Genomic DNA, 19,880 nt, shown 5'->3' with positions numbered 1-19,880 from the left:
CTCTTGGAGTCGGTGTCGGTGCGCCGCCGGCGCCTGCAGAATGCCCTATTGTTCGGTGGCCAGCGGCAGCGGCGGAGTGTGGATGAGCGGCTCGGGAAAGTGTTCGCCGGGGTGGTGATCGCGGCTGTGCTCTGTGCCGGGTGCGTCGGGTGGTCGTTCATCTCGCATCGGCTCATCGGGAAGGGGCCCTACAGCTCCTCCGTGCCGTCCAGCCCGGCGTCCACATCTACGTCCACCTCATCTACGTCCACGTCCACCCCGGCCTCCTCGCCCTCTATGACCCCTTCCTCTCGATGATAGGTTCGAACGCGTGATATCTGCGGGGCCGCTGAGCCGCACGAGCGGTGGCAGTGCGGGCGGTACGAGTCGTACGGCCCTGAGTCGCGTCACCCTGGTCGGCGAGCTGCGGCGCGTGGATCTCGTTCTCCCCTCCCAGGAACCGATCGGGCTGCTGCTCCCCGAAGTGCTGCGGCTGGTGGGTGATCAGACCGCCGAGCGGCCCATGCTGCGGCATCTCGTGACCGCCGACGGTTCCGCGCTCGCGCACGACAGCACTCTGGAGTCCGCCGGTGTGCCGGACGGTGCCGTGCTGCGACTCGTGCGGGCCGAGGACGCGCCCTCCGCGCCCGTCGTGCACGACGTCACCGATGAAGCCGCCGACGATCTCGACGTACGGGCCTGGCGCTGGCGGCCCGCGGCCAGGCGTGTGGTCGCCGGGCTGACCACCGTCGTATGGGCCGTGGCCGGTGGGCTGTTGGCACGGCGGGACGTCGAAGCCGCCGCCGTCGGCAACGCGCTGCTCGGCGCCGCCTCCGTGGCGGCTCTCGTCGGAGCCCTGCTCGGGTGGTTGCGGCGGGCCGGGCTTGCCGCCACTCTCATCGTGACCGCCGGGGCCCTGGGCGTGCTGGGTGCCGGGACGCTCGCCGATGCCCACGCCTGGTCGGGAGCTCCCCTGCTGGCAGGGACCGCCGCCAGCCTCGCGGTGGCGCTTCTGCTGCTCGGCTGGTTCTCCCCGCTGGGGCGCGGCGCGTTGATCGGCGCCGGCGCCCTCGTGGGGTGCCTCGTCGCTTGGGAGGCGGCCATCGCCCTCCAGGGCGGGGCCGGGACCTCGGGCGAGCAGGCCCGCGTGGGCGCGCTGCTCGCCGTCACGTCCGTGGTCGTCCTCGGAGTGCTGCCCCGGCTCGCCCTGATGGCCTCGGGGCTTTCGGGGCTCGACGACCGGCGCTCGGGCGGTACGTCCGTGAGCCGGTACCGGGTCGGTACGGCGCTGACCGCCACCCACCGGGGGCTCGCCCTCGCCACCGTCGTGCTGTCCGCCTCCGCGAGCGCCGCCGGAGTGCTGGTGCTGCGCGCGCCGACCGTGTGGACGGTGCTCCTCGCGGTCGTCACCGCCGTCGTCCTCGCGCTGCGTGCCCGTGCCTTTCCGCTGGTGGCGGAGGTGGTGGCGCTGCTGGCCGGCGCCACCGCGGTCGTCGTCGCGCTGATGGTGGTGTGGCTCGCGCGGGCCGCCGCCGTCGGGCCGCTCGCGGTGCTGGTCGCCCTCGCGCTCGTACCCCTGGTGGTGCTGGCCGTGGAGCCCGCCGAGCACGTGCGGGTGCGGCTTCGCCGTATGGGGGACGTGATCGAGTCGGTGGGCGTGATCGCGATGCTGCCGCTGGTCATCGGGGCCTTCGGTGTGTACGGGCGACTGCTCGACACCTTCGCGTAGGGGTGAGCGGCGGCATGGCTCAGGGAAGTGACTGGCAGCGGGATCTGCTGCGTGAGTTGGAGGCAGGGGGCAATTCGGCGGCGCGCGGCACTTCGCCGGCAAGTGGCACCTCAGCGGCGGGCGGCCCCTCGACGACAGGTGGCACCTCAGCGGCGGGCGGCCCCTCGACGACAGGCGGCACCACGGCGGCGGGCGGCCCCTCGACGGCAAGTGGCACCGCAGCGGCACGCGGCACCACGGCGGCCGAACCGTCGACGCCGTCGAGAACTCCTCGTGCGGACCCGGACGCGTCCGCAACACCTGCCCCTCCGGCACGGGGCAACGCTTCGCCCCAGGCCCACCCATCGGCCGCACCGGCCACCCACGTCACCCGCCCCGCCCGCGAGCCCCGTAACCCCGAATCCACCCCCGGAGCCACACCCCAGTCCGCCCCCACCGTCGACCCCCGCCTCGCCATCGCCCTCGGCCGCCCCCGGCACGGCGACTCCGCGGCCCGGCGTACCGGGCGCTCGATCCGGAAGCTCGCCGCGTCCGCCGGGCGGGAGACCTCCGAGCAGACGCGGCTCGCCCGCGAGGTCCAGCGGCCCGTCACCACCGGGCGCGTCATCGCGGTGACCAGCATCCGCGGCGGCGTCGGCAAGTCCACCGTGTCCGCGCTGCTCGCCCGTACGTTCAACCACTACCGGCACGACCCGGTCCTCGCCCTGGAGGCCGACGCCGCGCTCGGCACGCTGCCCGTGCGGCTGGGGGCCGAGTCCGTGCGTTGGGCCGCCGCCGATCTCGCGGGCATCCTCAGCCCGGCCATGCGGCTCACCGACGTCACCGGCTACCTGGTGCCCGTCGCCGACGGCGGCTGGCTGCTGCCCGCCGGGCAGGGCCGGGTCGGCGCCCCGCTGGACATCCCCACCTACCGCACCGTCACCCTCGCCCTGCGCCGCTACTTCGCCGTGACGGTGGTGGACTGCGAGTCGCTGCCCGGCGAGGTGGCCCGTACCGCGATGGACACCGCCCACGCGCGCGTGGTGGTCGCCCCGATGACCGCCGAGGGCGTCAACGGCACCCGCGTCGTACTGGACTGGCTGGCGAGGCTGCCGCACTCGGCGCTGGCCACCACGGTCGTCGCGCTCAGCGCCAACTCCCCCGACACCACGCTCGACCTGAAGACGGCCGCCGCGCACCTGCGGGAGACCGGGGTGACCGTCGTCCCGCTCCCCTACGACCGGCACCTGGCCCAAGGAGGCCCCATCCACACCCGCATGCTCGGCCGGAACACCCGCGACGCCGCCGTCCACCTGGCCGCCGAGGCGATGCACAGGGCGGTGCGGGTGCGATGACGCGGCATCTCGTCCACCGTGCGGCCCGCAGCACCCAGCCCCTCGCCGCCGCCCCGGAGCGCACCATCGAACCGCCGCCCAACCTGCCCGAGGGCAAGATGGGCAACGCCGCGACCGCGCTGCTGCCGATGGCCGGCGTCATGGGCTCGGTCGTGATGATGACGGTCATCCGCAACAGCCAGTTCGCCGCGGTCGGCGCGATCGTGCTCGTCTTCGCGCTGCTCGGCGCGGTGGCGCTCTTCCTGTCCCAGCGCGGCAAGGCCCAGCGCACCCGGCGGGTCCAGCGTGAGCGCTATCTGGAGTACGTGGAGGAGCAGCGCGAGGAACTGGGCGGCGCCGAGCGGGAGTTGCGGAGGAAGGCCCGGGTCCTCAACCCGCCCCCCGCCGCGCTGTACGACCTCGTCCGTGACCCGGCGCGCCTGTGGGAGCGGCGCCGCCTTGACCCCGACTTCCTGCGGGTGCGGCTCGGTACCGGCGACGTGCCCGTGCAGGGCATCGCCATCGGGCAGAGCTCGGGCAGCGGTGTGCTGACCCCGCCCGATCCGTTCATGCTGAACGAGGCGCGGGCCCTGCAGCACCGGTTCGCCTCCGCCACCGACTTCCCGCTGATCGCCCCGCTGGACCGCGCCGGCGACGTCAGCGTCATCGGTGACCGGGACGGTGTGCTGCGGGTGGCGCGCGCCCTGCTGATCCAGACCGCGGTGACGCACGCACCGGACGACGTGGCCATCGCCCTGGGCGTGCCCGAGGACCGGCTCCCCGAGTGGGAGTGGGCGAAGTGGCTGCCCCACGTCCTCGACACCCAGCAGGGCGACGGCCCGGTCGCCGCCCGGCGCATCGCCCCGGACCTCGACCGGCTCGCCCGGCAGTGCTCCATGGACCTGCGCCGCCGCGCCTCCTACGCGGCCGAGGTGCGCCGCGGCCTCTCCGACCGCGACGCCCTGCGGATGAACGACCGGCTCCTCGTCGTCAGCGACCGCCACGGGGACACCGCCGGCGAGCTCCCGCGCCCCGACGCGGCGGTCGACCTCCCCGGCATGGGCGTGACCGTGCTGCACCTGCTGGAGCGGCAGGTGCACGAGCCGGACCGGGTGAGCGTCCGCATCACCGTCGACGGCGACCAGGTGAGCGTCGAGGATCTGCGCGTCCCCGACGCGCCGCCCAGCCGCGGCACCGCGGACGACGTGGGCGTCGCCGGCGCGGAAGGCCTCGCGCGCATGCTCGCCCCGCTGCGGCTGTCCGCCGAGTCCGCCGCCGACGGCACCCCGATCTCCGGGCCCGTCGACTTCCCCGAGCTGCTGGGCATCGCGGACCCGGCCGTCCTCGACCTGGACAGGCTGTGGGCGCCGCGCGGCGAGCGGGACTTCCTGCGTGTGCCCATCGGCCTGGACGACCGTCACCGGCCGGTCCTGCTGGACCTGAAGGAGTCCTCCGAGCTGGGCATGGGCCCGCACGGGCTGTGCGTGGGCGCGACCGGCTCCGGCAAGAGCGAGCTGCTGCGCACCCTCGTCCTCGCCCTGGTCACCACCCATTCGCCCGAGGACCTGGCGCTCGTCCTGGTCGACTACAAGGGCGGCGCCACCTTCGCCCCGTTCACCGGGCTCCCGCACGTCGCCGGTGTCATCACCAACCTGGAGAACCAGGCCGGCCTCGTCGAGCGCGTCCACACCAGCCTGGCCGGTGAGGTCAAGCGCCGCCAGCAGGTGCTGAAGGACGCGGGCAACGTCGCCGACATCGGCCACTACGCCGCCCTGCGCGAGAAGCGGCCGGGCCTCGAACCGCTGCCCCACCTCTTCGTCGTCATCGACGAGTTCGGCGAACTCCTCACCGCCAAACCCGACTTCATCGACCTGTTCCTCTCCATCGGCCGCATCGGCCGCTCCATCGGCGTGCACCTGCTGCTCTCCAGCCAGCGCATCGAATCCGGCAGGCTCAAAGGCCTGGAGACCTACCTCTCCTACCGGCTCGGCCTGCGCACCTTCTCCGCCGACGAGTCCCGCACCGTCCTGGACACCGTGGACGCCTTCCAGCTGCCACCGCTGCCGGGCTTCGGCTACCTCAAGGTGGACACCTCGACATACGAACGCTTCAAGGCCGGTTATGTCTCCGGCGGCTACCGCGGCCCCGCCCTGCGCGAACAGCCCGACGAGGCACCCCTCGCCCGGCCCTACCCCGCCTTCACCGCCGGCCACGCCCCCGCGACCGGCGTGCCGGAGGAACCCCCGGCACGGGAGCGGGACACCGGCCCCACCGTCCTGTCGGCCATGGTCGACCAGCTGTGCGCGGCGGCGCCTCCCGTGCGGCGCATCTGGTTGCCGCCGCTGCCCGACGCCATCGCCCTCGACGCCGCCGCCGGGCCCGTGCGGGCCTCCGAGCGGGGCCTGCACCTCGCCCTCACCGAAGGCCCCATGCGCGTACCCCTCGGTGTGCTCGACGACCCCGCCGCCCAGCGCCAGCAGCCGTGGGTCCTCGACCTGACCGTCGCCGGGGGCCACGCCGCCGTCATCGGCGGCCCGCAGTCCGGCAAGACCACGCTGCTGCGCACCCTCGCGCTCTCCCTCGCCCTGACCCACACCCCGCGCCAGGTCGCCGTGTACGGCCTCGACCTCGTCGGCGGCGGCCTGTCCGCGCTGGCCGGACTGCCGCACGTCGGGGGCATCGCGGGCCGCGCCGACCACGAACGCGCCGCCCGCACCGTCGCCGAGGTGCGCGCCCAGCTCACGGCCCGCGAGGAGCTGTTCCGCGAGTACGGCATCGACTCGGTCGGCCAACTGCGCCGCCTGCGCGCCCAGGGCAAGCTGACCGAACTCGGCTCGACGGACATCGTGCTGCTCATCGACGGTTTCGGCGCGCTGCGGGACGAGTTCGCCGAACTCGACGACACCGTCACCGACCTCCTCAAGCGCGGCAGCGGCTACGGCATCCACGTCGTCGCCGGGATGCTGCGCTGGAACGACGTGCGCATCGCCACCCAGTCGATGTTCGGCACCCGCGTCGAACTGCGCCTGAACGACCCCTCCGACTCCAGCGTCGACCGCAAGCTGTCCGAGACCCTGGCCGCCGACACCCCGGGCCGGGTCCTGACCGACGCCAAGCTCTTCGCCCACACCGCCCTGCCCCGCATCGACGGCCGCCCCTCCACCGGGGACATCGGCCCCGCCCTGGAGAGTGCCGCGCGTACGCTGCGGGCCGGCTGGCACGGCGAACTCGCCGCCCCCGTACGGGTCCTGCCGACGGCCCTGCCCGCCGCCAGACTGCCCTCCACCGTCGCCGAGCCGTCACGCATCCCGCTCGGTGTCGAGCAGGACACCCTCGCCCCGGCCCTCCTCGATCTGACGGGGCAGGACCAGCACCTGCTGGTACTCGGTGACAACGAGTGCGGCAAGACGAACCTGCTCAAGCTGCTCACCCAGCAGCTCATCGCCCGCCACAGCGACGAGGAGCTGGTCTTCGGCGTCTTCGATCCCCGCCGCGGCCTGCGCGGCGTGGTCCCCGAGCCCTACCGCGGCGGCTACGCGCACAACGCCAGGCTCGCCGCCGCCCTGGCCACCGGCATCGCCGGTGAGCTGGAGAAGCGGCTGCCGGAGACCGCCGACCCGGACACGATCGCCGAAGGGCCCACCTTCACCGGCCCGCGCATCGTGATCCTCGTGGACGACTACGACATCTTGACCACCGCGGGCCAGCAGCCCCTGGCGGCCTTCCTCCCCCACATCTCCTCCGCCCAGGACATCGGCCTGCACTTCGTCGTCACCCGGCGCGTCGCGGGCTCCTCCCGCGCCCTGTACGAACCCTTCCTCACCACCCTGCGCGAGAGCGGCGCCACCGCCCTGCTCATGACCGGCGACCGCACCGAGGGCCAGCTGTTCCCCGGCCTCTACGCCTCCGCCCAGCCCCCGGGCCGCGGCACCCTGGTCCGCCGGGGGCGCCGCCACCAGCTCATCCAGACCGCCCTCGCCACCGAGGCCGGCGACACCGCGGAGAACCAGCACCCGTGACCAAGGACGTCATCGCCCTCACCCCTGAGATGCCCGACACCAAGACCGTGCTCGCCGGACTCTTCGCGGGCGGCCCCGACCTGGGCGTCACGTCCGTGGCCGACGGCGCCGTCGTCCAGCTCCGCGCCCCCGACGGCCGCCCCCTGGTCTCCGTCGAAGCCCCCCTGCTCATCCAGGTCCCCGGCGAGGCGAGGCGTCTCCTGGGCCCCGACGCGGTGGCGCCCGACGGGCCGTACTGGTGGACCGAAGCGCGCGCCTCCACCACCGTCGAGGAGAGCGAACGCCTCGCGGGCTCGTTCGCCGGGCGCGTCGCCGCCGTGCTCGGCGGCACGGTCTGGCCACCGGAGGCGGCCCACACCGAGGTCGTCCCGCTCACCTCGGAGGCCGCCACCGCCGCGGCCGCGCCCGAGGCGACGCCACCGGCCGTCGACATCCTCACGGACAAGGCCGCGGTCGTCATCCAGGACCGCCGCCCGGTCGTCGCGATGAACACCTGGCTCGCCGACGCCCTGCGCACCGCCGCGGCGGGCGACCGCGCCCTGCAGATCGTCACCCCGCCCGGCACCGGCCTGACCCTCCCCACGCGCGGCGCGCTGCACGGGCGCCCCAACCGCTGGGTCGTCCAGGACCCCGACTGCGGCTACTACGACGGCCTGTCCGGAGCACGCCTCCACTGGCGGGACGGGCACTTCACGCCTGTCCCGTCCCCGGACGGCGAGGCCCGGATCGCCGACGCCTACCGACCGAGTGCGCCCCCTGCCCCCGCCGAACGCCAACTCGCGCTCTCCCTCCGCACCACGCACCCCGCCGACGAGAACCTGCTCCTCGGCCGCGCCCTGGAAGCGTCCTGGCGCGCCCTGACCGGCGCCCCGCCGGCCGGCTGGTCCACCGCCGAACCCATCTCCCTGCCCTGGTCCCCTCGTCGGCTCACCGAGCTGGCCCGCGCCCGCGCCCAGCGGTCCGCCCCCACCTGGCTGACGGCCATCGGCGCCCCGGACCGCCCGGCCATCGCCACCACCCACGTCTCCCACACCCCTGCGGGCATCGAGGAGCACATCACCCTCACCCTCGGCTACGCCCCCGACGAGGCCACGCCCCTGGAAACCCTCGCCCCGCTGGCCGAACTCCTCGCCGCCGAGCACGGACTGACCTCCATGCTCACGACCCTCCGCCCCGCCCGCAGGGACCTCACCGTCCCGCCCCGCTTCGAGGCCCCGCCCCTCCCGCTGACCTTCACCCTGGGCCCGGACGCGGTGACCGGCATCGGCCTCGCCCACGCCGAACAGCCCCGGGCCGGCGCCCACCCGCTCCGCCTCGGCCCGCCGACCCGTCCCGCGCTCCACTACGCGCTGGGCGACGGCACGGACCCCCAGGCGTGGGCCAGGTTCGAACGGCTCCGCGCACATCTGGCGACGGCCCGCGCGGGGAGATGACGCAGCCCCGGACCGGGGAGTCCCCGGGCCGGGGCCGAAGTGTCGCCAGGAGACGACAGACGAGTCGGGCTGTACGCCGGGTTCTGTGCCGCGGGTCCTCGCGGACGTCGCGGTGACGGCCATCCATCTAGGGCCGGCATTGCTGCCGGCCTCGTGCGGTCTACCCGCGGACTCGGGCGGGCAGCCCTCGAACGTCCGCGCAGAAGCGCCTTTTCCTGGGAAGAGGCGTTTCCTCTTGACCTTGCTCCAGGTGGGGTTTACCTAGCCGCCTGGGTCGCCCCAGGCGCTGGTGGTCTCTTACACCACCGTTTCACCCTTACCGGGGGCCGGAGCCCTCGGCGGTCTGTTTTCTGTGGCACTGTCCCGCGGGTCACCCCGGGTGGCCGTTAGCCACCACCTTGCCCTGTGGAGCCCGGACGTTCCTCGGGAAGGGCCCCCGAAGGGGTCTTCACGCGGCCGCCCGCCCGGCTCGTCTGCCGTGCCGACCATGTTACCCGCCGGGCGCCCCGGCTCGGCGCCGTCGCCGCCGTCGCCAGGAACGAGCCGGCCAGGATCAGGGCGAACGCCGCCACCACGGGCACGGACAGCGGCTCGTCCAGGAACGTGACGCCCGCCGCGACCGCCACCGCCGGGTTGACGTACGTGAAGACCACCGCCCTCGTGGGGCCCGCCTCCCGGATCAGTTCGAGGAAGACCACGAACGCCAGCGCCGTGCAGATGACTCCCAGGCCCGCCAGGGAGAGCAGGGTGGGCGTGTCCGGGAGCGCGTCCGGCCGGGACACCGCCGCCGCGGGGGCGTAGACGAGCGCCGCCAGGACCAGGCACGGCGCGATCAGTTGCAGCGTCGGGACCTCGCGGAGGTGCCGGGCCGCGATCAGCGGGGCGATGGCGTAGCCGAGCGCGGTGATCATGACCTCGGTGAGGGACCAGGCGTCGCCGCCCGTGAGATGCGGGACCGTGAGGACCACGACGCCCCCGAGGCCCAGGCCGAGCCCCGCGAGGCGGCGGGCGCCCAGGCGTTCCGTGTCGCCGAAGAAGCGGGCCAGGAGCGCGCCGATGATCGGGACGGCGGCGATGAGGAGCCCCGCCGTGGAGCTGGAGATGTGGCGCTCCGCGTCGGTCAGGGTCCACCACGGGCCGAGGATCTCGATGCACGCGAAGGCCAGCATCGGCCGCCAGTGGCCACGGACGACGCGGTCGAGGCCGCCCTGCCGCACCGCGAAGGGGAGCAGGATCGCCGCGCCCAGCGCGCAGCGGGTGAAGACCACCGTCGACGGTGACAGGTCACTGTCGACCGCCACCTTGATCATGAGATACGGGATGCCCCACAGGACCCCCATGAGTGAGAAGAGGAACCAGCCGCGTGCCGTCATGCCGGGAGTCTGCGCCGCGGCGGCGTCCCGCGTCTTGAACGCTGTTGCGGTACGCCGCCGGGGTCACCCCGAGCACCCTGCGGAACCAGCGCGTGAGGTGCGCCTGGTCGGCGAAGCCCACCAGGGACGCCGCCTCGGCGGGGCGCAACCCGGCGTCCAGGTGGGCGCGGGCGCGCGTCACGCGGTACTGGGCGAGCCAGGCGTAGGGCGGCAGCCCCGTCGACGTGCGGAAGGCGCGCAGGAGCTGGTAGCGGGAGAGGCCGAGCGGGGCGGCGAGTTCGGCCAGGGAGGGCGGGGCGAGGAGTTCGTCGGCGAGGCGTTCGCGGACCGCGCGGGCGATGTGGTCGGCGCCCGGGACGCGGTCGGCCAGCGGGCGGGCGGCGCCGTGCCTGCGGGCGAGGGCGGTGAGCAGCCACGGCACGCGGGACTCGGCCTCCAGGGGGTCCACGCGGCCCCGGGCCCCGCTCAGCTCGGTGTGCGCGGCGCGCAGGGCCGCGGCGAGTTCGGGGTCGTCGACCACCGCCTCGCGGAAGTGCGGCGGCGTGGCGGTGCCTTCGGCGAGGAGGGACGGCAGGGGGTACATGGCGCGGTAGGCGTAGCCGCCGAGGGCCGCCGGTCCGCCCGTGTGCACCTCGCCCGCGGCGAGGACGACGATGGAGCCGGGCCCGGCGTCCACGCGCCCGCCCCGGTAGTCGATGACCTCGCAGCCGCCGACGCCCACTCCTACGGTGAACTCCTCGTGGTAGTGCGGGGCGTAGCGGTGCCGGTCGAAACGGGCGGTCAGCAGGTCGAGGCTGTCGCCGCCGGGGCCGAGGGGGGCTCTGGCCCAGAAGGCCTGCTCGCGCGGCCGCCGTCCGCCTGCCGCCGTCACCTCCCCGTCCGCCGCCTTCACCACCACCCCGTCCGCCGCCTTCACCGCCCCGTCCACCCAGGCACCCCGTCCACGCACGCGTCCCGCGCCGCCATGGCGCGCTCCCCCGCTCTCGTCGACCCCGCGTACGTCGTGGCCACTCCCGGCCCCCCAACCACGCACGCGCCCCGCGCCGCCACGGCGCGCTTGCCCACTCCCGTCGGCCGCGTACGTCGTGCCCGCCCCTGTCGGCCCGGCGTCCGAGTCCGTCGCGCCCGCGCTCCTTGCCCCTGAGTCGTTCATGTGCCGCCCGCTCCCCCGAACCCGCGCCGTCTCCGTACGCGCGGCCGCAGCCGCCCTCAGCGGATCAACGCGCGCGTGCCCTTCTTCCATGCCGCGCCGAGGTCCGCTCCTTCGGGAAACCGGCCGTGGATCTCCAGGATCACCATGCCGTGCGCGAACGCCCAGGCGGCGCGGGCCAGTTCCCCGTCCCCCGCGCAGGCGCGCACCAGCGGGGCGGCGGTCCTGTCCTCCAGGCCGTCGGGCAGGGCGTGACGGGGCAGCGGGCGTTCGGTGGCGAGGCGGTAGAGGTGCGGATGGCGCAGGGCGTACGCGCGGTAGGCGTCCGCGATGGCTTCGAGCGAGCCCGGGGCCTCCGCCTCGGCGGCCTCGCAGGCCGCGGCGCATTCGTCGAGCATCTGCGCGATCAGCTGGACCTCCACCGCCTGCTTGTCGGGGAAGTGCTTGTACAGCGAGGGCGCCTTGATGCCGAGCCGGTCCGCGAGCGAGCGCATCGTGAGCTTCTCGGCCCCCGACTCCTCGACGAGATCGCGGGCCGCGTGGACGATCTCCCTGGCCCTGGGCGTGAGGCGTTCGCCCCACGTGGGCGGCTCCCCGGGCTCCTGCCGCTGGTCAGCCACGCTGAAAGCCCTCCTTGGTACGCAGTCCATAGCCGAAGGCGCGATCGTACGAGATGTGGGCGAGCCAGCCGCACAGGGCCGCGAGGGCGGGGGCCCACTTCCCGGGCAGCGCCGCGTACAGCCCGAGGAGCGTGAGCGGGACCAGGGCGCGGTGGGCCGCGTTGTAGAGGGGGACGGCCCGCGGGGGGAGCTGCCCGCGGGCCATGCGCGGGGCGTCGCGCAGACCGGCGAGGAAGGTCAGGTCGGGGGCGACGAAGAAGACGGCGGCGGCCAGGCCCGCGAGCCGGCCGTGCTGGACGCCCGCCATGACGCCGAGCACCGACCAGGCGAGCGCGGCGACGAACCAGGCGGCACGGCACGCGCCGGGCGACGTCCGTTCCGTGGGGCGGGGCGGAGCCGGTGCGCAGGTGCTCATGGGTTCTCCTTGAGGCCAGGGCTGGCTAACGCCGTTAGGCAGGATGACATTATAGCTAACGCCGTTAGCCATCAAGGGTTCCGGCTCGGCGGAAGTCATCCCGGTTCGGCGGGAGTCATCCCGGCTCGGGAAGCGACGGGACGGCAGTCTCCCGTAGCCCTGGCCGAGGAAGCGGCCGGACGGCAGTCACCCTGGCCAGGGAAGCGGCCGGGCGGAAGTGTCCGGCCAGGAAAACGGCCGGGCGGGAGTCATCCCGGCTCGGGAAGCGGCCCCGCAGGCGGTCGCCCGCGGCTACGCCGGTTCGAACCGCACCTTCACCGCGCCCGGGTCCGCTTCCGCCTCCGCGAGCCTGACGCGCAGGCGCTCCCCGAGGGGCAGCGCCGCCGTGCCGCCCTCGATGCGCGCCACGACGGCGGGGTCGGTCACCTGCACGGTGCCCACGGCCGGTTCGTTGTCCTTCACGTCCACGACCACCGCGTCGAACACCTCGCCGACCCGGTCCTTCAGCATCACCGCTTCGACGATGTCCACGCACGCGCGCTCCACGGCGTTGCCGCGCCGGGTGCCCTCCGCCATCTCCCCGGGCAGCGCGTCGAGAGCGGCGAGCACCCACTGCGGGACGCCCGCGCCCGCGCAGGCGGCGAGGCACAGTTCGGAGGCGTAGCGGTCGACGAGGCGGCGCAGCGGGGCCGTGCAGTGGGTGTAGGGGGCGGCGACCGCGGCGTGCACCGCCGGGTCGGGCCGGTGGCCGCCGGTGAACGCCGTGTAGCCCGCGCCCCGCAGCAGCGTCGTGCACTCCTGGAGGAAGGCGGCCTGGTGCGGCTGCCGGGGGTCGAGGGAGCGCACGAGCTCCGCGTACGAGACGTGGTGCGGCCAGTCGACGCGCAGCGCCTCGGCGGTGCGGCGCAGGCGGGCGACCGCGCCGTCCGGGGCGGTGGGCAGCGTCCGCAGGATGCCCGTGCCCGCGGTCAGCATCAGCTCGGCGGCGGCCATGCCCGTGAGGAGCGAGATCTGCGCGTTCCAGCCGTCGGCCGGCAGGGGCGCGCGGAAAGCCGGCTCGTACCGTCCGTCGCGCTCGACGATCTCCTGCTCGGGCACGTTGAGCGAGATGCCGCCGCGGGCCACCTCCAGGGCCTCGCGCAGCGTCCCGATGTCCCGCAGGAGCGCGAGGGGCTCCTCTGCGGCGCCCGCGTCGATGGCCCGCTGCACGCCCGCGTAGTCCAGTTTGGCCCGGCTGCGCACGAGGGCGCGGCGCGCGTCGGCGCGTTCCGTGCGGCCGTCCGCGTCGAGGTCGATGGTCCACAGGACGGCGGGGCAGGTCTGGCCGGGCAGCAGGCTGGCGGCTCCCTCGCTCAGGGCCGCGGGGTGCAGCGGGACCCTCTCGTCGGGGAAGTAGAGGGTGGTGACGCGCCGGTGGGCCTCGGCGTCGACCGGTCCGCCGGGCGTGACGTAGGCGGCGACGTCGGCGATGGCGTACGTGACGCGGTAGCCACCGCTCTCGCGCCGGGCCAGGTGCATGGCCTGGTCCAGGTCGACGGAGCCGGGCGGGTCGATGGTGAACAGGGGGACATCCGTGGCGTCGTGCTCCGGCAGCCGGGGCGCCTTCGCGGCGCGCTCCGCCTCCGCGAGGGCCTCGGCGGGGAAGTCCGGGGGCACGTCGAGATCCGTGCGCAGCTCACGCAGCGCGGCCCGCAACGGAGCCTCCGCTGCGCCGGTCACGTGAAGACTCCGGCGAGGCATGGACCGAGCGTATGACCGCCGGCCCGACTCGGCACCCCGTACCGGGACGCGCACCCGGGGCCCCGCGCACGCCCGCGTGTCCCGGCCCGGGGGCCCCGCGCCCCGCCCGCGTGTCCCGGCCCGGGGACGCGCACCCCGTACCCTTTCGCGGGGGCCGCACCCCTCCCCTCGTACCGCTGAAGGAGTCCGATCGTGCTCGTCCTGCTGCCGCCGTCCGAAGGCAAGGCCCCGTCCGGGCGGGGCGCCCCGCTCAAGCCCGAGTCGCTGTCGCTGCCGGGGCTCGCCGAGGCGCGGCGGGCGGTGCTCGACGAGCTGGTCGAGCTGTGCTCCGCCGACGAGGAGAAGGCGCGGGCCGTGCTGGGGCTGAGCGAGGGCCTGCGGGGCGAAGTGGCGAAGAACGCCGGGCTGCGCACGGCCGGCGCGCGGCCCGCCGGGGAGATCTACACGGGGGTCCTGTACGACGCCCTGGACCTGGCCTCGCTCGACGCCGCGGCCAAGCGGCGCGCGGGGCGTTCGCTGCTCGTCTTCTCCGGGCTGTGGGGCGCGGTCGGGGTGGGCGACAAGATCCCCTCCTACCGCTGCTCGATGGGCGTGAAGCTGCCGGGTCTCGGGGCGCTCGGCGCGTACTGGCGGACGCCGATGGCCTCCGTGATGCCGGAGGCGGCGGGCGACGGGCTCGTGCTCGACCTGCGGTCGTCGGCGTACGCGGCGGCGTGGAAGCCGAAGGGCGAGGTGGCGGGGCGGACGGCGACCGTGCGGGTGCTGCACGCGCAGCTGTTCGACGGGGTCGAGAAGCGGTCGGTGGTCTCCCACTTCAACAAGGCGACCAAGGGGCGCATCGTCCGGTCCCTGCTGACCACCGGCGTCCGGCCCAAGGACCCCGCCGAGTTGGTGGAGGCGCTGCGGGACCTGGGGCACGTGGTGGAGGCCGAGGCCCCGACGAAGCCGGGCAGGCCGTGGGCGCTCGACGTGGTGGTGCGGGAGATCCACTAGGGCTCGCCCGGGACGGGACCGGCGCCCGCACCCTCTCCCGTTGCGGCCTGCGCAACGCCCTTTGCGCAGGCTGCGTCCCTAGGGGCAGGATGCCCGTATGACCTCCTCCGCGCCCGCGCCCTCCGTACTCGATCTCGCCCCCGTCGTCCCCGTGGTCGTCGTGGAGGACCTCGGCGACGCCGTGCCGCTGGCCCGCGCGCTGGTGGCCGGCGGGCTGCCCGCGATCGAGGTGACCCTGCGGACACCCGTCGCGCTCGACGCGATCCGGGCCATCGCGGCCGAGGTGCCGGACGCGGTGGTCGGCGCGGGCACCGTGATCTCCCCGCGCAACGTCACCGACTCCGTCGAGGCCGGGGCCCGCTTCCTCGTCAGCCCCGGCTGGACGGACGCGCTGCTCGACGCGATGCGGGGGTCCGGCGTGCCGTTCCTGCCGGGCGTCTCGACGACCTCCGAGGTCGTGGCGCTGCTCGAACGCGGCGTGACGGAGATGAAGTTCTTCCCCGCGGAGGCCGCGGGCGGCACCGCGTACCTGAAGTCGCTCGGCGCCCCGCTGCCGCAGGCCCGCTTCTGCCCGACCGGCGGGATCAACGCGGGGACGGCGCCGGCGTACCTCGCGCTGCCCAACGTCGGCTGCGTGGGCGGCAGCTGGATGCTCCCCGCCGACGCCGTGGCGGCCAAGGACTGGGCCCGCGTGGAGTCCCTGGCCCGCGAGGCCGCCTCCCTGCGCTGAGAGCCGCTACCGCAGGTGAGACGTGTCGTTCAGGAGGCGCAGCGAGGCGTTGCCGTCGGCGTAGTACGCCACCGCGGAGACCGAGGCCGCCGAGAGTTCCATGCGGAACATGGACTCCGGCGGGGCGCCGAGCGCCAGGCGCACCAGCGTCTTGATCGGCGTGACGTGCGTGACGAGCAGGACCGTGCGGCGCGCGTACGCGGCGGTCAGCCGGTCGCGTGCCGCCGCGACCCGCCGCGCGACCGCGGTGAACGACTCGCCGCCGGGCGGGGCCGCCTCCGGCGAGGCCAGCCAGGCGTTCAGCTCCTCGGGGTGCCGGGCGCGCGCCTCGGCGAACGTCAGCCCCTCGAAGACCCCGAAGTCGGCCTCGCGCAGGTCCTCTTCCAGGTGGACGTCGAGCCCGAGGCGGGCGGCGACCGTGTGCGCGGTCTCCTGGCAGCGCTTCAGCGGCGAGGAGACGACGGCCTGTATCGTGCCGCGCGCGGCGAACGCGGCGGCGGCCCGCTCGGCCTGCTCGCGCCCCGCGTCCGACAGGGACGGGTCGGAACCGCCGCTGCCGGAGAACCGCTTCTCGGGCGTGAGCGGGGTCTCGCCGTGCCGCAGCAGCACGAAGGTCGCGGGCGCGCCGAGGTCGGGCGCGGCCCAGCCGACCTGGGGCGCGGACACGTTCCGCGCGGCCTGGGCATCGATCCCGGCCACGGCGGGGACGACCACGGGTGCGTCGCCCCGCGCAGCCGTACCCGTGCCAGGGGCCACGCCGCGCGTGGCCGTACCCGCGGCAGGCGCGTCGCTCCGCGTGGCCGTATCGACCGCGGAGGCATCGCCCCGGGTGGCCGTGAGGGCCGCCCGTGCTCTCGCCGCGCCCGCAGCCGCGTCCCCGGGCGGGCCCGCGGGCGTCGGGTCGGCGGCCGACCGTGACGCGCGCGCGTCCAGCTCCGCCGTCGACGCCGACGGCGACCACCGCTCGCCGCGCTTGCCGGCGTCCATCGCCTCGTTCGCGAGCCGGTCCGCGTGCTTGTTCCGCTCGCGCGGAATCCACTCGTACGTCACCCGCTCCGCGGGGAAGACGCGCGCGGCCTCGGCCGCGAGCGGCTTCATGTCGGGGTGCTTGATCTTCCAGCGGCCCGACATCTGCTCGACGACGAGCTTGGAGTCCATGCGCACGTGCACCGAGGCGTCCGGGTCCAGCTCGCGGGCCGCCTTCAGGCCCGCGACGAGCCCCTTGTACTCCGCGACGTTGTTCGTCGCGACGCCGATGTGCTCCGCGGCCTCCGCCAGGGTCTCCCCCGAGGCCGCGTCGATGACCACGGAACCGTAGCCCGCGGGCCCCGGGTTGCCCCGGGAGCCGCCGTCGGCCTCGACGATGAACTCACGCATGGACCACGGCCCCTACAGGCCGGACTCGGACGTGCGGACCAGGATGCGGCGGCAGTTCTCGCACCGCACGACCGTGTCCGGGGAGGCCGCCTTCACTTCGTTGACCTCGGTGATGTTCAGTTCGAGGCGGCAGCCCTCGCAGCGCCGCTGGTACAGCTTGGCCGCGCCGACGCCGCCCTGCTGGGCGCGGAGCTTGTCGTAGAGCTTGAGCAGGTCGGCCGGGACGGAACCGGCGACGACCTCGCGCTCCTTGGTGACCGTGGCCATCTCGCCGTCCAGCTCCCGGAACGCGGAGTCGCGGCGGCCCGTGGCGTCGTCGATCTTCGACTGGACCGAGGAGACCCGCTCGGTGAGCTCGGCGACCCGCTCCTGCGCGGACTCGCGGCGCTCCATGACCTCCAGGACGACGTCCTCCAGGTCACCCTGGCGCTTGGCGAGCGAGGTGATCTCGCGCTGGAGGTTCTCCAGGTCCTTGGGCGAGGTCACGGCGCCGGAGTCGAGGCGCTGCTGGTCGCGGTTGGCGCGCTGGCGGACCTGGTCGACGTCCTGCTCCGCCTTGGTCTGCTCGCGGGCGCAGTCGCTCTCCTCGGTCGTCGCGGCGACGAGCAGGTCGCGCAGCTGCGCGAGGTCCTTGTTCAGCGACTCGATCTCGGCGTGCTCGGGCAGCGACTTCTTCTTGTGCGCGAGCTGCTGCAGGCGCACGTCCAGGGCCTGGACGTCGAGCAGTCGGATCTGGTCGGCGGGCGCGGCGTTCAGTTGGGGGCTCCAGATGTGTCGGTTGTGGTGGACGCCGCGTGGGCGGTCCAGGGGTCGGTGACCGTCTTCGAGACGTGGACGCGCAGTCCCCATCCGTTGCGGTCGGAGATCTCGTCGAGCTGGGCTGCGGCCAGCTCGCACCAGGGCCACTCGGTGGCCCAGTGGGCGGCGTCCAGCAGCGCGAGCGGGGTGCGCTCGCGGGCCTCGGACGCCGGGTGGTGGCGCAGGTCGGCGGTGAGGAAGGCGTCCACGCCGGCGGCGCGCACGTCGTCGAAGAGGCTGTCGCCGGAGCCGCCGCTCACCGCGACGGTCCTGATCAGCGCGTCGGGGTCGCCCGCGACCCGGATGCCCTGCGCGGTCGCGGGCAGCCGCTTCGCCGCGCGCTCGGCGAGCTCGGCGAGGGTCAGGGGGTGGTCGAGTTCGCAGATCCGGCCGAGGCCGCGGCGTCCGTCCCTGTCGGCGGGGTCGGGCACGAGGGGGCGCACGACGCGCAGGTCGAGGGCGCCCGCCAGGGCGTCGGAGACACCCGGGTCGGCGCGGTCGGCGTTGGTGTGCGCGACGTGCAGCGCGACATCGTGCCTGATCAGGTCGTGCACGACGCGGCCCTTGAAGGTGGACGCCGAGACGGTCGTCGTACCGCGCAGGTAGAGCGGGTGGTGGGTGACCAGGAGCTGGGCTCCGAGCCGGACCGCCTCGTCGGCGATCTCCTGGACCGGGTCGACGGCGAAGAGGACGCGGGAGACCTCGGCCTCGGGGTCTCCGCAGACCGTGCCGACCGCGTCCCAGCTCTCGGCCAGACCGGCGGGCCACAGGGCGTCGAGGGCGGCGATGACTTCAGACAGACGGGGCACGGGGAAAGGCTACCTTCCCCGCCACCCCCGCAGGTCGTGCGTTACGCACCGCTGTCAGACGGCTACTTGAAGCGCCGCGGCGGAGGCACGCCCCCACGAGCCCCGCGCGGAACCGGACGGACCGGGCGGGCCGGACGGACCGCGCGCCACCCCGCCCCACCCCCGCCCAGCACAACCACACCCCCACCCTCGGCAGAACCGTTGCTCCTCCATCCTTCCGTGTGAAGCGAACGGCCACTCACGCCACGTCAGCGCGTGCGAAAACTAGCTTCGGGGCCGGAGGTGGCGCCGACGATGACTGCGGCAACGATCACGGTGGACGGCGGGTACGCGGCGAGGCTGGCCCGCAGGGGCGAGTCCTGGTTCCCCGAGCGCTGGACACTCGACTCCCCCGAGCCCTACGCGGTGCCGCTCGCCGGCCGCCAGCCCGAGGAGCCGGGCACCGAGGTGCTGCCGATGGGCGACGGCCGTGTCCTCGTCCACCGCCCGTCGGCCGGGCGGCACCTGTTCGCGCTGCTCTACCCGAGTGGCCCGGCGACCGGCGAGATCCCGCTGGGCGCGGTGGAGTGCGCGGGCGACCTGACCCTGCTGCCACCCTCACCGGACGGCGAGCGTGCCTACGCCGTCGCCGTCGGCGCCCACACCACGGACGTGTGGCTGGTGGCGGGCGGCTCCTTCGGCCCCGAGCACGTCGCGGAGGTGCCGGGGCGCTGCTCGGGCGGTGTCTGGCTGGACCGTACGGGGCGGATGCTGGCCCTCGACCGGGAGGCGGACGGCCGCGTGAAGACCGTCACGGTCGATCTGGCGCGGGGCGGCGAGGTGTCTCCGCTCCTCCAGATCACGGAGGAGAGCGACGACCGGCTGCTGCTCGCCGACGCCGACAGCGGCCTGCTCCTGATCCGCTCCAACGCCCCGGGCCACGACCGCCTCGGCTGGGGCGTCCTCGGCTCCGCCCTCCCCGTCCGCTTCCCGGAGTCGCTGCGGCTCGCCGACTGCGCCGTCACGCCGTTCGCGATCCAGCCGGGGCAGACGCTGCTCCCCGAGCGGTGCGCGGTGGCGCTGCGGATCGACGGCGCGGCGGGCACCTGGCTCGGCCTGTGGCGCCCGGCGGTGCGCGGCATGCGGCAACTCCCCGCGCCACAGGGCTGGTTGGCGGGCACGGGCCGCTGGACGCGCGACGGCGTGCTGCTCCTCCCCTACTCGACGAGCGCCGTGCCCTGCGGCGTCGCGCGCCTCCCCGTACCCACCGGCGAGACGCCGCCGCGGACCCCCCGCGCCGAGCCGTCGGAGCCGCCCCCGGCACGGCCCGTACCGCTGCAGCAGGCACCTCTGGGCGGTCGGGTCGCGGCCGGTTAGACTCGCCCGGCTGTACGAACGATCTTCATACGGGGTGATGGGTACA

The 19,880-nt window shown here is 74.9% G+C and carries 14 protein-coding genes, 1 other RNA gene and 1 pseudogene; 7 read left to right on the top strand and 9 right to left on the bottom strand.

What is annotated here, in order from left to right:
* Positions 1–310 precede the first annotated feature (310 nt).
* From eccD to DCW30_RS31575, 4 genes are read left to right on the top strand one after another with little or no spacing between them, the layout of a single operon-like run.
* Entirely contained in the window at positions 311–1,708 is a 1,398-nt protein-coding gene (gene eccD, locus DCW30_RS31590) for a type VII secretion integral membrane protein EccD (RefSeq protein ID WP_079250160.1), read from the top strand.
* Between the two features lie 14 nt (positions 1,709–1,722).
* A complete protein-coding gene (locus DCW30_RS36920) occupies positions 1,723–3,042 on the top strand; it encodes a CpaE/TadZ family protein (protein ID WP_162933591.1) in 1,320 nt (439 codons plus the stop codon).
* Positions 3,039–7,040: a type VII secretion protein EccCa gene (gene eccCa / locus DCW30_RS31580; protein WP_076686606.1), complete on the top strand. Its 4,002-nt coding sequence runs from the start codon at positions 3,039–3,041 to the stop codon at positions 7,038–7,040. The genes DCW30_RS36920 and eccCa overlap by 4 nt, the downstream gene beginning before the upstream one ends.
* The gene (locus tag DCW30_RS31575; protein WP_162933520.1) at positions 7,037–8,473 is read left to right on the top strand and encodes a DUF6177 family protein; all 1,437 of its coding nucleotides are present in this window, start codon (positions 7,037–7,039) and stop codon (positions 8,471–8,473) included. The genes eccCa and DCW30_RS31575 overlap by 4 nt, the downstream gene beginning before the upstream one ends.
* 56 nt (positions 8,474–8,529) lie before the next feature.
* Here the strand turns inward: DCW30_RS31575 and rnpB are convergent.
* The 6 genes and pseudogenes from rnpB to DCW30_RS31540 all read right to left on the bottom strand — a co-directional run bounded on the left by rnpB (position 8,530) and on the right by DCW30_RS31540 (position 13,771).
* Positions 8,530–8,945, bottom strand: an RNA gene (gene rnpB / locus DCW30_RS31570) — RNase P RNA component class A.
* Positions 8,946–9,063: 118 nt separating this feature from the next.
* Positions 9,064–9,783 (bottom strand): annotated as a pseudogene (locus DCW30_RS38310) (DMT family transporter); the annotation flags it as partial.
* On the bottom strand, positions 9,758–10,717 hold the full coding sequence (locus DCW30_RS31555) for a helix-turn-helix domain-containing protein (protein ID WP_205576680.1): 960 nt from the start codon (positions 10,715–10,717) through the stop codon (positions 9,758–9,760). The gene DCW30_RS31555 and the pseudogene DCW30_RS38310, both read right to left, overlap by 26 nt.
* A gap of 338 nt (positions 10,718–11,055) precedes the next feature.
* A complete protein-coding gene (locus DCW30_RS31550) occupies positions 11,056–11,616 on the bottom strand; it encodes a TetR/AcrR family transcriptional regulator (protein WP_076686605.1) in 561 nt (186 codons plus the stop codon).
* On the bottom strand, positions 11,609–12,031 hold the full coding sequence (locus tag DCW30_RS31545; protein WP_076686604.1) for a DUF4260 family protein: 423 nt from the start codon (positions 12,029–12,031) through the stop codon (positions 11,609–11,611). The genes DCW30_RS31550 and DCW30_RS31545 overlap by 8 nt, the downstream gene beginning before the upstream one ends.
* A gap of 291 nt (positions 12,032–12,322) precedes the next feature.
* Positions 12,323–13,771, bottom strand: coding sequence for an RNB domain-containing ribonuclease (locus tag DCW30_RS31540; protein WP_076686603.1), 1,449 nt, complete (start codon positions 13,769–13,771; stop codon positions 12,323–12,325).
* 192 nt (positions 13,772–13,963) lie between these two features.
* Between DCW30_RS31540 and yaaA the strand changes: the two genes are divergently transcribed.
* Both yaaA and eda read left to right on the top strand, forming a co-directional pair.
* Entirely contained in the window at positions 13,964–14,764 is an 801-nt protein-coding gene (gene yaaA / locus DCW30_RS31535; RefSeq protein ID WP_076686602.1) for a peroxide stress protein YaaA, read from the top strand.
* Between the two features lie 97 nt (positions 14,765–14,861).
* The gene (eda, locus tag DCW30_RS31530) at positions 14,862–15,494 is read left to right on the top strand and encodes a bifunctional 4-hydroxy-2-oxoglutarate aldolase/2-dehydro-3-deoxy-phosphogluconate aldolase (RefSeq protein ID WP_062770566.1); all 633 of its coding nucleotides are present in this window, start codon (positions 14,862–14,864) and stop codon (positions 15,492–15,494) included.
* 6 nt (positions 15,495–15,500) lie between these two features.
* Here the strand turns inward: eda and DCW30_RS31525 are convergent, their stop codons facing one another.
* Genes DCW30_RS31525 through DCW30_RS31515 form a run of 3 tightly spaced genes read right to left on the bottom strand, consistent with a single transcriptional unit; the run spans position 15,501 to position 18,478 of the window.
* Complete coding sequence (locus tag DCW30_RS31525; protein WP_076686601.1) at positions 15,501–16,871, bottom strand: bifunctional RNase H/acid phosphatase; 1,371 nt, start codon at positions 16,869–16,871, stop codon at positions 15,501–15,503.
* Positions 16,872–16,883: 12 nt separating this feature from the next.
* Positions 16,884–17,627, bottom strand: a complete 744-nt coding sequence (locus DCW30_RS31520) for a zinc ribbon domain-containing protein (RefSeq protein WP_198504985.1) — start codon at positions 17,625–17,627, stop codon at positions 16,884–16,886.
* Complete coding sequence (locus DCW30_RS31515) at positions 17,624–18,478, bottom strand: Nif3-like dinuclear metal center hexameric protein (RefSeq protein WP_062770575.1); 855 nt, start codon at positions 18,476–18,478, stop codon at positions 17,624–17,626. Before DCW30_RS31515 ends, DCW30_RS31520 begins: the two co-directional genes overlap by 4 nt.
* Positions 18,479–18,772: 294 nt before the next feature.
* Between DCW30_RS31515 and DCW30_RS31510 the strand changes: the two genes are divergently transcribed.
* Positions 18,773–19,834, top strand: coding sequence for a hypothetical protein (locus DCW30_RS31510; RefSeq protein WP_076686599.1), 1,062 nt, complete (start codon positions 18,773–18,775; stop codon positions 19,832–19,834).
* Positions 19,835–19,880: the final 46 nt, after the last annotated feature.

It is taken from the genome of Streptomyces alfalfae (genome assembly GCF_004127445.1).
Classification (GTDB): Bacteria; Actinomycetota; Actinomycetes; order Streptomycetales; family Streptomycetaceae; genus Streptomyces; species Streptomyces alfalfae.
Note: the sequence above shows the minus strand (reverse complement) of the source record. Positions and strands in the feature narration are given on the sequence as shown.

Excerpts from the sequence above, each read along its gene's own strand:
- DCW30_RS36920 (WP_162933591.1), top strand. The coding sequence starts at position 1,723 with ATGGCTCAGGGAAGTGACTGGCAGCGGGATCTGCTGCGTGAGTTGGAG.
- eccCa (WP_076686606.1), top strand. The coding sequence starts at position 3,039 with ATGACGCGGCATCTCGTCCACCGTGCGGCCCGCAGCACCCAGCCCCTC.
- DCW30_RS31545 (WP_076686604.1), bottom strand. The coding sequence starts at position 12,031 with ATGAGCACCTGCGCACCGGCTCCGCCCCGCCCCACGGAACGGACGTCG.
- DCW30_RS31540 (WP_076686603.1), bottom strand. The coding sequence starts at position 13,771 with ATGCCTCGCCGGAGTCTTCACGTGACCGGCGCAGCGGAGGCTCCGTTG.
- eda (WP_062770566.1), top strand. The coding sequence starts at position 14,862 with ATGACCTCCTCCGCGCCCGCGCCCTCCGTACTCGATCTCGCCCCCGTC.
- DCW30_RS31525 (WP_076686601.1), bottom strand. The coding sequence starts at position 16,871 with ATGCGTGAGTTCATCGTCGAGGCCGACGGCGGCTCCCGGGGCAACCCG.
- DCW30_RS31510 (WP_076686599.1), top strand. The coding sequence starts at position 18,773 with ATGACTGCGGCAACGATCACGGTGGACGGCGGGTACGCGGCGAGGCTG.